This window comes from Bacillus sp. SRB3LM (genome assembly GCF_015712745.1).
Taxonomy (GTDB): Bacteria; Bacillota; Bacilli; order Bacillales; family Bacillaceae_G; genus Bacillus_A; species Bacillus_A thuringiensis_K.
In genome coordinates this window covers 361,065-375,513 of sequence record NZ_VWVQ01000007.1, presented here as the reverse complement: position 1 = coordinate 375,513, position 14,449 = coordinate 361,065, and the positions used below count along the sequence as shown (strand labels likewise).

Genomic DNA, 14,449 nt, shown 5'->3' with positions numbered 1-14,449 from the left:
ACTAAAGGAGGGAGATTATGCATCGCGGCAAAGGGATGAAGTTTGTAGGAGATTCTCGGGTACCAGTAGCTCGGAAACCAAATATTCCAAAAGACTATTCTGAATACCCAGGGAAAACAGAAGCATTTTGGCCGAACTTCTTGTTAAAAGAATGGATGGTTGGTGCAGTTTTTTTAATCGGTTATTTATGTTTAACAGTGGCGCATCCGTCGCCGCTTGAGAGAATGGCGGACCCAACTGATGCTGGATATATACCACTTCCAGATTGGTATTTCTTATTCTTGTATCAGTTATTAAAGTATTCTTATGCTTCCGGTTCATTTACTGTAATTGGAGCATTTATTATGCCAGGGATTGCGTTTGGAGCATTACTGTTAGCTCCATTTCTTGATCGAGGTCCAGAAAGACGTCCATTGAAGCGTCCTGTGGCAACTGGATTTATGCTTTTAGCAATTGCATCGATTATTTTTTTAACTTGGGAATCTGTAGCACACCACGACTGGGAAGCTGCAAAAAAACAAGGAGCAATTGTAAAAACAGCGCCAGTTGATAAAAATGATGATGGCTATAAATTAATGCAAAAAAATACTTGTTTAACATGTCATGGTGACAATTTACAGGGCGGGGCAGCAGCACCGGCACTGCAAAACTTAACTTTAAAGCCAGAAGAAATTGCTAAAATTGCGAAAGAGGGAAAAGGTTCAATGCCTAAAGGTGTATTTAAAGGTACGGATGAGGAACTGAAGAAGCTTTCGGAATTCATTGCAAAGTATAATAAAAAATAATAAAAAGCTGACTACAAAATTTGTAGTCAGCTTTTCTATTTAGTTGGATGAAGTTTGTTATAATAGAGTAGGATTTAATGAATGAATTACTTTGCTTGAAAGGTGTTGGACATACGGATTGGTGTACTTGTATGCAATGTTAAGACAACGCTCGGTATTATTATTTTTATTAATTGTTAACATATTAGGTACAATTTACGGATTTATATGGTACGGAAATCAATTGAAAGAAACGTCACCTATATTTTGGCCGTTTGTACCAGATAGTCCTATGGCGAGTCTCTTTTTTGTCTTTGTTTTAATTGCTTTTTTGGCAAAGAGAAACTGGGGATTAATAGAAGCGTTAGCGATTGTAACTTTAATAAAATATGGTATTTGGGCTGTTGTTGTAAACGGGATTATGATTTACGTAAAAGGGCCTATTGGCCTTATGGGCTACATGTTAATGCTTTCGCACTTTGCGATGGCAGTACAAGGATTTTTATATGCCCCATTTTATCGTATAAAAAAATGGCATTTTATAGTAGCAGCTGTGTGGACGTTGCATAACGATGCAATTGATTATTTATTTTGGCAAATGCCGCGATATGGAATTATGCATTTGTTTGTAGAGGAAATTGGTTATTTTACGTTTTGGTTAAGCATTGCTGTATTATGTATTACATATTATTGTTGTTTAAGTGAGCAAAGGAAACAATTTTCTTTATGATGGTTAGAACATTTTAGGGGGGAGAACATGGAGAAAAATAAGAGTGGTACAAAAATATTGGATCGATTGATTACTTTAGTTGTTTCATATAGCATAGCATTTTCTATTTTTGCACTCTCAACAATGGCAGTTGTATATGGAAAATGGCTGTATTATTTTGAAATTGATTTTTTAAATATTCCTGATTTAGCGGATATGACGAAGGATGAAATTAAAAGAAATTACGATGTGCTTATTACATATTTATCCCCGTTTTATGACGGAGCATTACATTTGCCAACATTAGGTATGTCTACAAATGGCCGTATTCATTTTGTAGATGTTAAAAATATTTTAGTAAACATTCAATATGTGATGTATGCGACAATTATGATTGCAGTGATAGGCGGAATTTATTTATTAAAAAAGAAAAATGAAAAGTTTTTACTGCACGGATCGATTTTAACAATCATTTTTCCGATAGCGCTTATGTTACCAATTGCTATTAATTTTGAAAAGAGTTTTGTATTATTCCATAAGCTTTTATTTAGTAATGATTATTGGGTTTTTGATCCTGAAAAGGATCCAATTATATTAATGTTACCAGAAGAGTTCTTTATGCATGCTGCGTGTGCTATTTTATTATTCATTTTAGGTGGTAGTATACTTTGTTACAGTTTATATAGATATTTCGTAAAAAAGAAAAGGATGTCACAGAAAAAATTCTCTGCTTAAAGAGAATTTTTTTCTTTGTAAAATGATAATATATTTTTCGGTCTAGTTCTGTTCTATTCTTGTCCAAATTAACATATTTTGTACTAGTAGTTATAGGGGGGACCGGGATGAAGAGAACATTAATTGGATTGATAGCATTTCTAATTATAATGTTTCCGTTACGTATATATGCTGAAGAGTGGAATGAGCTAACAGGGTTGTTAGACGATTCTTTACAGTTAGTGAAGCGTAATGAAGATGAAAAAGCGGTACAAGTATTACAACATTTCTCGGAGCAGTTTTTAATAAAGGGGAATGAAAAGAAGCAGGAAGTAACACCAGATCAAGTTAGAGTTATTTCTTTAGCTTACGATAAGGCGCAACAATCGCTCTCTGAAGAAGGTTTAGGTAAGCAAGCTAAAATTGATAATGTGCTGGCATTACAACTTGCTGTTGATGCACAAGTATCGAAATATCAACCACTTTGGATGGAAAGAGAAAGGAAAGTAATGGATGCCTTTTCTCAAATGGAAAAAGCGATGGAAAAAGAAGATGCTGGGCAGTTTCAACAAACGTTAAATACGTTTTTAAATGAATTCAATATTATTTATCCAAGCTTAATGATTGCTTTGCCAGAAAACGAGGTTCAGCGTGTAAATGTTCATTTATCTTATTTAGATGAATTTCGTAACGTTATGTTAAAAACGAAAGGCGGCCAAATGCAATTAGGGATTATTAAAGGGGATTTGCAAAAGATATTTCACACAGTAAAAAAAGATGAAATTGCACCCTCTCTCATTTGGTTTATGACAATTACTGGGGGACTTATTTTATTCACATTAACTTATGTTGGATGGAGAAAGTATAAAGGAGAGAGAGAAAAAAGAAAAAGTAATGTACATTCTAAAAATAGATAATGCAATAAATAAAGATATGGATTGTAAGGTTTATTCATTGACAATAGTGGCAGAAGAAAATAGAATGAGAAGTACTATAATTAAAACTTCAATGGAGGTTCATGATGTTTTATTTAATTTACTTCGCGATCATAATGATCATACCGTTGTATGCACAGTCAAGAGTACGTAGTGCCTATAGCAAGTATTCACAAGTTTATTCAACATCAGGTATGACAGGAGCGGAAGTGGCTCGAAAAATTTTAGATGAAAATGGATTATACAACGTAGCTGTAGAAGAAACACCAGGTCATTTATCAGACCATTATGATCCAACCGCTAAGACGGTTCGATTATCAACAGATAACTATTATGGACATTCAGTTGCTGGTACAGCAGTTGCAGCACACGAAGTAGGACACGCAATTCAAGATGCAAAAGATTATAAATTTATGCGCGTTCGTCATTCGTTAGTGCCAGTTGCAAACTTTGGTTCGAATATGTCTTGGATTTTCGTTCTAATCGGTATATTTGCACAAATGTCTGGTTTGTTGTTATTAGGTATCATTTTAATGGCAGCAGGTGTTGTGTTCCAGCTCGTTACATTGCCAGTTGAGTTTGATGCGTCAAAGCGCGCAATGCAACAAATTGAAGCGCTAGGTATTGTATCAACAGATGAATATGGGCAAGCTCGTAAAGTATTAAATGCGGCAGCATTAACATATGTAGCAGCTGCAGCTGTAGCGGTATTTGAATTATTACGTCTCGTATTAATGTATACTGGTATGCAGCGTAGCGACGACTAAAGACTATCAATTTTGATAGTCTTTTTTTGTTGTATGGATTGAATTATATAATGTATTGCAAATAGAAATAATAGAAGTAATGCGGAAAGGCGGTGGGGGGAAATGAAATATCCAGACCATTTAGTAAAACAAGTGCAAGAGCGCAGTGCTCCTTATCAACTAGAAGGTTTTTTAAGTGGACAAGGTCCTGAAAATCCCAAATTTATGTTATTAGGAGAAGCGCCTGGTGAAACAGAAATTCATAATGGGATTCCGTTTAGCGGGAGGGCGGGGAAACAATTAATGGATTTTTTAGAGCGTATTGATGTTACAAGGGAAGAAGTATATATTACGAGCGCTGTTCGGAGTAGACCTTATAAATGGCGAGAGAAAAAAGAACGAAATGGTGAAGTCATGCAAAAAAAATATAATAGAACGCCAAATCAGGGAGAAATAGTTGCCCATGCGCCTTTGTTAGATTATGAATTAGAGAAAATAAATCCGAAGCTTATCGTCACGCTTGGAAATATCGGTCTTCAACGTTTAACAGGAAAAAATAAAAAAATCACAGATGTACACGGGCAATTATTAAAACAGCCCATTCAAAAATTAAAGGATATGCAAAGTGCAGAGTTTACATGGTCAGAGAAAGAATACGAAGTTTTTCCGACTTTTCATCCAGCTTCCATTTTTTATAATCGGGGTTTATTGGAGCTTATTTATGAGGATTTAGAGAAGCTTAAAAGACTTGTAATAAAAAACTAGAAAAGCTAAGGCGCTTTTCTAGTTACATTTAATTATGTAAAGGGTTTTTATTTTCATCTAACGTAAATCCTTCACCAACTACATCATGTACATCACTTACAGCGACAAAAGCATGAGGATCTACAGAAGTAATGATATTTTTTAATTTCACGATTTCATTTTTAGCAACAACGCAATACAATACGTTACGTTCCACTTTTGTATACGATCCAACAGCTTTTAAAAAGGTTGCTCCGCGCTCCATTTCAGATAAAATTTTGGCAGCAATTTCATCGTTTTTCTCTGAAATAATAGTCGCTCCTTTGGCAGCATAAGCTCCTTCTTGCATAAAATCAATGACTTTAGCCCCGATAAAAACAGCAACTAGCGTATACATGCCCTCGCGGTATGATAAATAGGTAAGAATAGAGACGACGATAACGACAGCATCAAACATAAACATTGTTTTCCCCATACTCCAGCCAACATATTTGTGAGCTAGTCGTGCGATAATATCTACACCGCCAGTAGTCCCGCCATATTTAAATATTATTCCAAGGCCGATACCGATAAATGCCCCGGCGAATAAAGCTGCGAGTGTCATATCATTTTGCAAGTTTAAATGTAAGTTGAGTACTTCGTAACGCTGGAAAATCCATAGAAATAAAGATACGCTAAAGGTGCCAATTAATGTATATAAAAATGTCGCTCTGCCAAGTAACCTCCAACCAATAAAAAATATAGGGATATTTAAAATTAAGTTTGAGTAGGAAGGATCAAACTTAAATAAAAAATACAATAATAGTGTAATACCAGTAAAGCCACCCTCTGCAAGGTGATTTTCAATATTGATATTGACAATACCGAAAGAAAATATAGCGGAACCAATTAAAATAAAAATAATATTTCGCATCTTCAATTTTGATGTCATATAGAAATCCCCCTAATTATGTAATGATTGCATTGCTCCGCTGAAACGGTAAACCATAATAATAAGTAATTTCTAATTGCTAGTGAAAATAGTAAGAACCTGCACCAACGGCTGATAGGAGATGAAGCAAAGAAGAGGGGCAAACCAGCCGTAGGAACCCGATTGGTACGGGCTAATCTTTTGCAAAAATCGCAAAAGAAGTTTCACTTTACCCCGTACCAACGGCTGGTAGGAGATAAAGCTCTGAAGAAAGGCGAACCAGCCGTAGGAACCCGATTAGTACGGGCTAATCTTTTGCCAAAAATCGCAAAAGAAGTTTCACTTTACCCCGTACCAACGGCTGGTAGGAGATAAAGCTCTGAAGAAAGGCGAACCAGCCGTAGGAACCCGATTAGTACGGGCTAATCTTTTGCACAAAAAACGCAAAAGAAGTTTCACTTTACCCCGTACCAACGGCTGGTAGGAGATAAAGCTCTGAAGAAAGGCGAACCAGCCGTAGGAACCCGATTAGTTCAACTAATCTTTTGCAAAAAAACGCAAAAGAAGTTTCACTTTATTATAGTCTATCCAAAAATGGGTCGCAAATAGGTGTTTGGCGGGGAATAATATTTGTCAAATCGCGATGAATTGGCTAACATGAAAGAGGAAGGATTAGAGGTGAATAGTATGGAAGCAAAAACGATGAAAGATATGCAGAAAGAAGTAGATGCATATATTGGTCAGTTTAAAGAAGGTTATTTCAGTCCGCTTGCAATGATGGCTCGTTTAACGGAAGAAATGGGAGAGCTTGCAAGAGAGGTAAATCATTATTATGGTGAGAAACCGAAGAAAACAACTGAAAAAGAAAGAAGTATTGAAGAAGAGCTTGGAGATGTATTATTTGTTATGATTTGTATGGCAAATAGTTTAAATATTGATTTAGAGACAGCACATAACATTGTAATGAATAAATTTAATACACGTGATAAAGATCGCTGGACACGTATTGATGAGGGAGAGAAAGAATAATGAAAGAAATTAAAGTAATTATCGCCGGACCAAGAGGACGTATGGGACATGAAGCAGTTCTTCTTATGGAAAGAACGGAACATTTTAATTTAGTAGCAGCAGTGGATTATAAGCATGGTGGTGAGAAGATTTCTGATTTACCTGGCATGCCAGCATTACATGCACCGATTTACGCTGATTTACATACTTGTTTAGATGAAGTAGAAGCAGATGTGTTGTTAGATTTAACAACACCAGAAGTGGGGAAACAACACGTTACACTTGCAGTTGAGCGTGGACTTCGTTCGGTTATTGGTACAACTGGATTTACAGAAGAAGAATTGGCACGTTTAACAGAGAATGCAAAAGAAAAAGCAGTAGGAACAATTATTGCTCCAAACTTTGCAATTGGTGCAGTTCTTATGATGAAATTCTCACAAATGGCAGCGAAATATTTCCAAGATGTTGAGGTAATTGAATTACATCATGATCAAAAATTAGACGCACCATCTGGTACAGCTGTAAAAACGGTAGAGTTAATTCGTCAAAATCGTGAATCAAAGCAGCAAGGTCATCCAAATGAAGTAGAGCAACTAGCAGGTGCACGTGGTGCAAATGTAGACGGTATTCACATTCATAGTGTACGTTTGCCAGGGCTTATTGCACACCAAGAAGTAATGTTCGGTGGAGATGGACAAATGTTAACAGTTCGTCATGATTCATTCAATCGTGCATCATTTATGTCAGGTGTAAAACTATCAATTGAGACAGTAATGAACCTTGATCATCTTGTGTACGGTTTAGAAAATATTATCGACTAAAGGGGAGACAACGGATGAAAATTGCCTTAATCGCACATGACAAAAAGAAAAATGATATGGTTTCGTTTGCATACGCATATAAACCAATTTTTGAACAACATGAATTATTTGCAACAGGAACGACAGGGCTTCGTATTATGGAAGCGACTGGATTAGTTGTAACAAGATATCAATCTGGCCCTCTTGGTGGAGATCAAGAAATTGGTGCAATGATTGCAAAGAACGATTTAGATATGGTGATTTTCTTCCGCGATCCATTAACAGCACAGCCGCATGAACCGGATGTGAATGCATTGCTTCGTTTATGTGATGTATATGCGATTCCACTTGCAACGAATATGGCAAGTGCTGAAATGTTAATGCACGCATTAGAGCGAGGAGATTTAGATTATCGTAAGTTAAGAAAATGAGGGGAACAATTATGAGTGGATTACATATATTAGCGTTTGGTGCTCATGCCGATGATGTTGAAATCGGCATGGCTGGTACCATCGCTAAATATACAAAGCAAGGGTATGAAGTAGGTATTTGTGATTTAACAGAAGCTGATCTTTCTTCAAATGGAACGATAGAGTTGAGAAAAGAAGAAGCGAAGGTCGCAGCTCGTATAATGGGAGTAAAAACGAGGCTGAATTTAGCGATGCCAGACCGTGGTTTGTATATGAAAGAAGAGTATATACGTGAAATTGTCAAGGTGATCCGTACATATAAACCAAAACTAGTTTTTGCGCCGTACTATGAAGATCGCCATCCAGATCATGCAAATTGTGCAAAGCTTGTGGAAGAGGCTATTTTTTCAGCAGGAATCCGTAAATATATGCCGGAACTTTCACCACATCGTGTGGAGTCTTTTTATAATTATATGATTAATGGTTTTCATAAACCGAATTTTTGTATAGATATAAGTGAGTACCTCTCTATAAAGGTGGAAGCATTAGAAGCGTATGAAAGTCAGTTTTCAACAGGGAGCGATGGTGTTAAGACACCGTTAACAGAAGGTTACGTTGAAACTGTGATCGCTCGTGAGAAGATGTTTGGAAAAGAAGTTGGAGTCTTGTATGCCGAGGGATTTATGAGTAAGAAACCGGTTTTATTACATGCTGATTTATTAGGGGGATGTAAATGAAATTAAAAATAGGTATTACATGTTATCCTTCTGTAGGTGGTTCTGGAGTTGTTGGAACAGAATTAGGAAAGCAATTGGCGGAACGTGGGCATGAAATTCACTTTATTACATCGGGTTTACCATTCCGGTTAAATAAAGTATATCCAAACATTTATTTTCATGAAGTGACGGTAAATCAATACTCTGTATTTCAATATCCACCATACGATTTAGCGTTAGCAAGTAAAATGGCCGAGGTTGCACAAAGAGAAAACTTAGACATTTTACATGTGCATTACGCAATACCACATGCAATTTGTGCATATTTAGCAAAACAAATGATCGGAGAGCGTATTAAAATTGTTACAACCTTACATGGAACAGATATTACTGTGTTAGGTTCCGACCCTTCGTTAAATAATTTAATTCGTTTTGGTATTGAGCAATCAGATGTTGTCACTGCTGTCTCGCATTCATTAATTAATGAAACACATGAGCTTGTAAAACCAAGTAAAGAAATTCAAACGGTATATAACTTTATAGACGAACGTGTATATTTCAAGCGTAATATGTCTCAATTAAAGAAAGAATATGGTATAAGTGAGAGTGAAAAAGTACTTATTCATATTTCGAATTTCCGTAAAGTGAAACGTGTGCAGGATGTTGTTCAGGCATTTGCTAAAATTGTTAAAGAAGTAGATGCGAAGTTGCTTCTTGTTGGAGACGGACCAGAATTCTGTACGATTTTACAGATAGTGAAAAATTTACATATTGAAGATCGCGTTTTATTCTTAGGGAAGCAAGATAATGTTGCAGAACTACTCGCGATGAGTGATTTAATGTTGCTTCTATCAGAGAAGGAAAGTTTTGGTCTTGTTTTATTAGAAGCAATGGCGTGTGGTGTACCTTGTATCGGAACGCGGGTTGGAGGTATTCCAGAGGTTATTCAACACGGGGAAACAGGATATTTATGTGAAGTTGGCGATACAACAGGAGTGGCAAATCAAGCTATTCAGCTATTAAAGGACGAGGAACTTCACCGTAATATGGGAGAGCGAGCAAGAGAAAGTGTTTATGAGCAATTTCGCTCAGAAAAAATTGTTTCACAATATGAAACGATTTACTATGACGTACTAAGGGATGACAAAAATGGAAAGATTTAAAAAAGCTAGTTCTATTATTGAGACATTAAAGCAACAAGGACATGAGGCTTACTTTGTTGGTGGGAGCGTACGAGATCTTATTATCGATAGGCCGATTGGAGATATTGATATTGCGACATCCGCTCTACCAGAAGAAGTGATGGCTATATTCCCAAGAAATGTTCCTGTTGGTCTTGAGCATGGAACTGTAATTGTTGTAGAAAATGGTGAGCCTTATGAGGTAACTACTTTTCGAACAGAAAGCGAATATGAAGATTTTCGAAGACCTAGTAGTGTTCAATTTGTTCGTTCATTAGAAGAGGATTTAAAACGTCGTGATTTCACGATGAATGCAATTGCTATGACAGAAGAAGGCAAAATGGTTGATTTATTTGCTGGACAGGAAGCCATTCAACAGAGAGAAATTGTGACAGTTGGAAATGCTGCGGATCGTTTTCAAGAAGATGCCCTGCGAATGATGCGTGGTATTCGGTTTGTAAGCACGTTAGGTTTTTCATTAGAAATGAAAACGAAGCAAGCGATTGAAACGCATGGGCATTTGCTAGAACATATAGCAATTGAGCGTATTACAGTAGAGTTTGAGAAACTGTTAACTGGTACATATTGTGTGAAAGGTCTCAAAGAATTAGTAGAGACGAAGCTATTTTCTCATTTGCCATATTTACAAATGTCAGAAGAGAGACTGTTAAAAGCTACGCAGTATAAATGGGATTCTTTCGAAACGGATATTGAGGCGTGGGCATTTTTCTTATATTGTATCGGAGAAGAACATCCATCTGTCTTTTTACGTCAATGGAAGTTTTCGAATAAAAAAATAAAAGATATTGTTGCAGTTTTATTGGCAATTCGTACTAGAAAGGAGAAGGATTGGGATACAGTCCTTCTTTATAAAACGGGAATTCATATCGCTGAAATGGCAGAGAGAGTATATGAAGCGATGATTGAAAGCTATGATCCTACATCTGTTGAACGAGTACAATCAATGTTTCATGCATTGCCAATCCAGGAGCGTCAAGAAATGAATGTGACTGGTAATGATTTATTAAACTGGGCAAACAAAAAGCCTGGTCCGTGGGTTGCTGAAATGCTTCAGAAAATCGAAGAAGCAATCGTACAAGGAAACGTAGTTAATGAGAAAGAGCGTATAAGGGAGTGGCTGCAAGGATGCAATCTACTATAAGAAAGCAGTTATTGCAAGTTTTTTCTGAAGCGGATGGCGAGTTTGTATCCGGCCAAACAATTAGTGATAAACTTGGTTGTTCAAGAACTGCTGTGTGGAAACATATGGAGGATCTCCGGAGTGAGGGATATGAACTTGAAGCTGTGCGCCGATTAGGTTACCGAATTGCAAGTAAGCCAGACAAAGTGACTGCTAATGAAATTCAGTTAGGGCTACAAACGAAGCGAATTGGTAGAACAGTGTATTTTGAAGAAACTGTTGAATCAACGCAGCACATTGCAGCAAAACTTGCTTATGAAGGTGCAGAAGAAGGAACTGTCGTTGTAGCAGAAGAACAAACAGCGGGAAGAGGTCGTTTAAGCAGAAAATGGCATTCACCAAAAGGAACAGGGATTTGGATGAGTATTATTTTACGCCCATCAATCCCAGTTCATCATGCACCGCAACTTACTTTGTTAGCGGCTGTTAGTGTTGCACAGGCAATTGAAAAATGTACAGGTGTAAACGTAGGAATAAAATGGCCAAATGATATTTTAATTCAAGGTAAAAAGGCTGTAGGTATATTAACAGAAATGCAAGCGGATCCTGATAAAATTAATGCTGTCATTATGGGCATCGGTATTAATGCGAATCAAAAGCAAGAACATTTTGATGAAGAAATTCAGCACATTGCTACTTCATTAGCGATTGAATCAGGTAAGCCGATTGTTCGTGCAGAACTTATGCAACAAATCTATTTACAACTAGAAAAATTATATGAAGAGTATTTACAAAATGGTTTCTCTGTCATTAAAATTCTTTGGGAAAGTTACGCTGTGAGCATCGGGAAAGAAATTACCGCTCGAACAATGAGAGAGACGATTACGGGTGTAGCAAAAGGAATTACAGAGGATGGTGTATTGCTTCTAGAAGACCATGAAGGAAAAGTACATCATATTCATTCTGCAGATATCGAAATTAAGTAAAAGAAGTTCCTCTTTTGGAACTTCTTTTTATTTCAATAGTTTTGAGTTGAATTTGTAACATGATAATAAATTCTTTTCATATTTAAAGTTCATTTCAAAATAGCTTCCGTCGAGTTGACCTGGCATGTTATTTGACGATTACTTTGCCTGTCATTCCTTTAAGAAGATGGTATCGACATATTAATTCATATGTACCAGTATTTTTAGGTTTCACGGTAATATTCTTTTCTTTTCCTGACTGGACTACGACGTCAATACCGAGTTTTTTCACTGTAAAGGTGTGCTCGTTTTTACCTTTATTTTTCAATAGTAATGTTGTTGATCCTTCAAGCGGAATCGTGATGACATTTGGATTAAAGTAATCATCATTTAGTTCAACCTCAATCACTTTCGTTAAATCGGTGGGTTGTGTTACGACATGAACTGAGGCAAATACTTGGGAGGATCCTAAAGACATCCACCATACAATCATTACAAGCAAACTGCTGAATCGAAATAACCACCTGTTCATAGACATCTGCAATTCTCCTTTTTTAAGTGCTTTCTTCAATTAACCTGCATCATTAGTTTAAGAGTTATACTATACAGTTAAATGGATTACAGAAAAAATTAACTTGGACTTTTTTTAACATGCGTTGAAAAACATGTATCTTTTCAGGATTGAATTATCCATAAAAACTGTATAGCATATATACTCTCGTATTAAATTTCATATACCGTAATAAGAATAAAAAATTATTTTTTCAAAAAAATGTAGTAATTCCTTTTTGTGGTTTGCTATAATTAGTTCGAATGTGGGCAGTATCAGAGCGAACTGCACCATGATTCGAAGTCATACGAAAAATAATAACTTGGATTCTGCCTTGATCCAATAACGGACTGGGACAGAGGGATGAATAATGCCGACTAACACACAACCCTTCTGCCCTTTTATGGCCAGAGGGGTTTTTTATATGATTTCGGCCATCTCCTCTCTCCTGCATAAAGGAGGAGTAGTTTTTGAAAACAAAAACAGATTTTTTGAAGATGAAAGAGCAAGGTGAGCCGATTACAATGCTAACGGCGTATGATTATCCATCTGCTAAATTAGCAGAAGAAGCTGAAGTTGATATGATTCTAGTTGGAGATTCTCTTGGAATGGTTGTACTCGGATACGATTCAACAGTACCTGTAACAGTAGAGGATATGATTCATCATACGAAAGCTGTACGCCGTGGAGCGAAAGAGACGTTTATTGTAACTGATATGCCATTTATGTCGTATCACGTATCATTACAAGAAACGATGGTGAATGCACGCCGCATCGTTCAAGAGAGCGGGGCACACGCACTGAAGGTAGAAGGTGCTGGAGAAGTTATATCGACGATTCAATATTTGACGAACGCAGGAATTCCTGTTGTAGCGCATTTAGGTTTAACCCCTCAATCTGTAGGAGTGTTGGGTGGATATAAAGTGCAAGGAAAAGATGCGGAGAGTGCAAAAAAATTAATAGAAGATGCAAAGAAATGTGAAGAAGCTGGTGCAATAGCGCTTGTGTTAGAATGTGTACCAATGCAGCTAGCAGAACTTATTTCAGAGCAACTAACAATACCGACAATTGGGATTGGTGCAGGACAAAAAGTAGATGGGCAAGTGCTTGTTTATCATGATCTTATCTCATACGGCGTAAATCGTGTTCCGAAATTTGTGAAGCAATATACGTCTGTTCAAGAGGAGATTGTACGCGGGATTTCACAATATGTTACTGAAGTAAAGACAAGGAAATTTCCTGAAGAAAAACATTCGTTCACAATGAAAGAGGAAGAATGCTTAGCGTTATACGGAGGAAAACAATAATGAAAATCGTAACTACAGTGCAAGAGATGCAGCAAATTACAAACGAACTTCGTGCAAGTGGAAAGAGTATTGGTTTTGTTCCAACAATGGGTTATTTACATGAAGGCCATGCTACTTTATTACGTAAGGCAAGAGAAGAAAATGAAATTGTAGTTTTAAGTGTATTTGTAAACCCACTACAATTTGGCCCAAATGAAGATTTAGATCGATATCCTCGTGATATTGATAGAGATGAAAATGTAGCAAAAGAAAACGGTGTAGATTATTTATTTTATCCGAGTGTAGAAGAAATGTATCCAGCAGAACAAACGACAACAGTTGAAGTTGTAAAGCGTACCGATGTATTATGTGGCAAACAAAGACCTGGTCATTTTGCTGGTGTTGCAACTGTACTAATGAAACTATTTAATATTACGCTGCCAATGCGTGCTTATTTCGGTATGAAAGATGCTCAACAAGTTGCTGTCATTGAAGGATTTGTAACTGATTTCAATATTCCAGTTACAATCGTACCAGTTGATATTGTAAGGGAAGAAGATGGTTTAGCGAAAAGTTCTCGTAACGTGTACCTATCACAAGATGAACGTGAAGAAGCTCTTCATTTATACCGAAGCCTATGTATAGCGAAAGAAAGAATTGAGGCAGGTGAACGTAATCCGGAAATCATTACAAATCTTGTGAAAGAGTATATTGAGACGCATACGAAAGGCACTGTAGATTATGTGGATTTATATGCATATCCGTCATTAACAATGGTAGAGAAAGTCGAAGGAAGGATCATTTTAGCTATTGCAGTTAAGTTTGAAAATGTAAGATTAATTGACAATATAACATTAACGGTTAAATAAG

Annotated in this window: 17 protein-coding genes; 15 read left to right on the top strand and 2 right to left on the bottom strand. The window is 36.6% G+C overall.

Features of this window, described 5'->3' with window-relative positions; genetic code table 11:
• The first annotated feature begins 17 nt into the window (after positions 1–17).
• The 6 genes from qcrC to F3I02_RS06510 all read left to right on the top strand — a co-directional run bounded on the left by qcrC (position 18) and on the right by F3I02_RS06510 (position 4,633).
• Positions 18–785 (top strand): menaquinol-cytochrome c reductase cytochrome b/c subunit, encoded by a 768-nt coding sequence (gene qcrC, locus F3I02_RS06535; RefSeq protein WP_000554602.1) that lies wholly within the window; start codon positions 18–20, stop codon positions 783–785.
• Between the two features lie 118 nt (positions 786–903).
• Positions 904–1,494: a lipoprotein heptaprenylglyceryl N-acetyltransferase LhaT gene (gene lhaT / locus F3I02_RS06530; RefSeq protein ID WP_116777454.1), complete on the top strand. Its 591-nt coding sequence runs from the start codon at positions 904–906 to the stop codon at positions 1,492–1,494.
• Between the two features lie 27 nt (positions 1,495–1,521).
• Entirely contained in the window at positions 1,522–2,208 is a 687-nt protein-coding gene (gene lit, locus F3I02_RS06525; protein ID WP_000414380.1) for a lipoprotein intramolecular transacylase Lit, read from the top strand.
• Between the two features lie 107 nt (positions 2,209–2,315).
• On the top strand, positions 2,316–3,104 hold the full coding sequence (ypjB, locus tag F3I02_RS06520) for a sporulation protein YpjB (RefSeq protein WP_000831584.1): 789 nt from the start codon (positions 2,316–2,318) through the stop codon (positions 3,102–3,104).
• 101 nt (positions 3,105–3,205) lie between these two features.
• Positions 3,206–3,889, top strand: coding sequence for a zinc metallopeptidase (locus F3I02_RS06515; RefSeq protein ID WP_058839490.1), 684 nt, complete (start codon positions 3,206–3,208; stop codon positions 3,887–3,889).
• A gap of 102 nt (positions 3,890–3,991) precedes the next feature.
• A complete protein-coding gene (locus F3I02_RS06510; protein ID WP_000876872.1) occupies positions 3,992–4,633 on the top strand; it encodes a uracil-DNA glycosylase in 642 nt (213 codons plus the stop codon).
• Positions 4,634–4,661: 28 nt separating this feature from the next.
• Here F3I02_RS06510 and F3I02_RS06505 read toward each other — a convergent pair whose 3' ends face one another.
• Complete coding sequence (locus tag F3I02_RS06505) at positions 4,662–5,543, bottom strand: YitT family protein (RefSeq protein ID WP_046945515.1); 882 nt, start codon at positions 5,541–5,543, stop codon at positions 4,662–4,664.
• Between the two features lie 666 nt (positions 5,544–6,209).
• Here F3I02_RS06505 and F3I02_RS06500 point away from each other — a divergent pair.
• Genes F3I02_RS06500 through F3I02_RS06470 form a run of 7 tightly spaced genes read left to right on the top strand, consistent with a single transcriptional unit; the run spans position 6,210 to position 11,764 of the window.
• A complete protein-coding gene (locus F3I02_RS06500; protein ID WP_002108639.1) occupies positions 6,210–6,551 on the top strand; it encodes a nucleotide pyrophosphohydrolase in 342 nt (113 codons plus the stop codon).
• Positions 6,551–7,351 (top strand): dihydrodipicolinate reductase, encoded by an 801-nt coding sequence (dapB, locus tag F3I02_RS06495; RefSeq protein ID WP_000658810.1) that lies wholly within the window; start codon positions 6,551–6,553, stop codon positions 7,349–7,351. Before F3I02_RS06500 ends, dapB begins: the two co-directional genes overlap by 1 nt.
• Positions 7,352–7,365: 14 nt before the next feature.
• The gene (gene mgsA / locus F3I02_RS06490; protein WP_000684765.1) at positions 7,366–7,761 is read left to right on the top strand and encodes a methylglyoxal synthase; all 396 of its coding nucleotides are present in this window, start codon (positions 7,366–7,368) and stop codon (positions 7,759–7,761) included.
• Between the two features lie 11 nt (positions 7,762–7,772).
• Positions 7,773–8,477 (top strand): bacillithiol biosynthesis deacetylase BshB1, encoded by a 705-nt coding sequence (gene bshB1, locus F3I02_RS06485; RefSeq protein ID WP_000015673.1) that lies wholly within the window; start codon positions 7,773–7,775, stop codon positions 8,475–8,477.
• Positions 8,474–9,619, top strand: coding sequence for an N-acetyl-alpha-D-glucosaminyl L-malate synthase BshA (bshA, locus tag F3I02_RS06480; protein WP_000768305.1), 1,146 nt, complete (start codon positions 8,474–8,476; stop codon positions 9,617–9,619). The genes bshB1 and bshA overlap by 4 nt, the downstream gene beginning before the upstream one ends.
• Positions 9,606–10,799: a CCA tRNA nucleotidyltransferase gene (locus F3I02_RS06475; protein ID WP_000439317.1), complete on the top strand. Its 1,194-nt coding sequence runs from the start codon at positions 9,606–9,608 to the stop codon at positions 10,797–10,799. Before bshA ends, F3I02_RS06475 begins: the two co-directional genes overlap by 14 nt.
• Positions 10,784–11,764: a biotin--[acetyl-CoA-carboxylase] ligase gene (locus F3I02_RS06470; RefSeq protein ID WP_001192064.1), complete on the top strand. Its 981-nt coding sequence runs from the start codon at positions 10,784–10,786 to the stop codon at positions 11,762–11,764. The genes F3I02_RS06475 and F3I02_RS06470 overlap by 16 nt, the downstream gene beginning before the upstream one ends.
• Before the next feature lie 127 nt (positions 11,765–11,891).
• On the opposite strand, the gene F3I02_RS06465 is transcribed toward F3I02_RS06470, so the two are convergent.
• Positions 11,892–12,281, bottom strand: coding sequence for a cupredoxin domain-containing protein (locus F3I02_RS06465; RefSeq protein ID WP_000062393.1), 390 nt, complete (start codon positions 12,279–12,281; stop codon positions 11,892–11,894).
• 482 nt (positions 12,282–12,763) lie between these two features.
• Here F3I02_RS06465 and panB point away from each other — a divergent pair, with 482 nt between their 5' ends.
• Positions 12,764–13,600, top strand: a complete 837-nt coding sequence (gene panB, locus F3I02_RS06460) for a 3-methyl-2-oxobutanoate hydroxymethyltransferase (protein WP_000851107.1) — start codon at positions 12,764–12,766, stop codon at positions 13,598–13,600.
• Entirely contained in the window at positions 13,600–14,448 is an 849-nt protein-coding gene (panC, locus tag F3I02_RS06455; RefSeq protein WP_000707012.1) for a pantoate--beta-alanine ligase, read from the top strand. Before panB ends, panC begins: the two co-directional genes overlap by 1 nt.
• The last annotated feature ends 1 nt before the right edge of the window (position 14,449 follow it).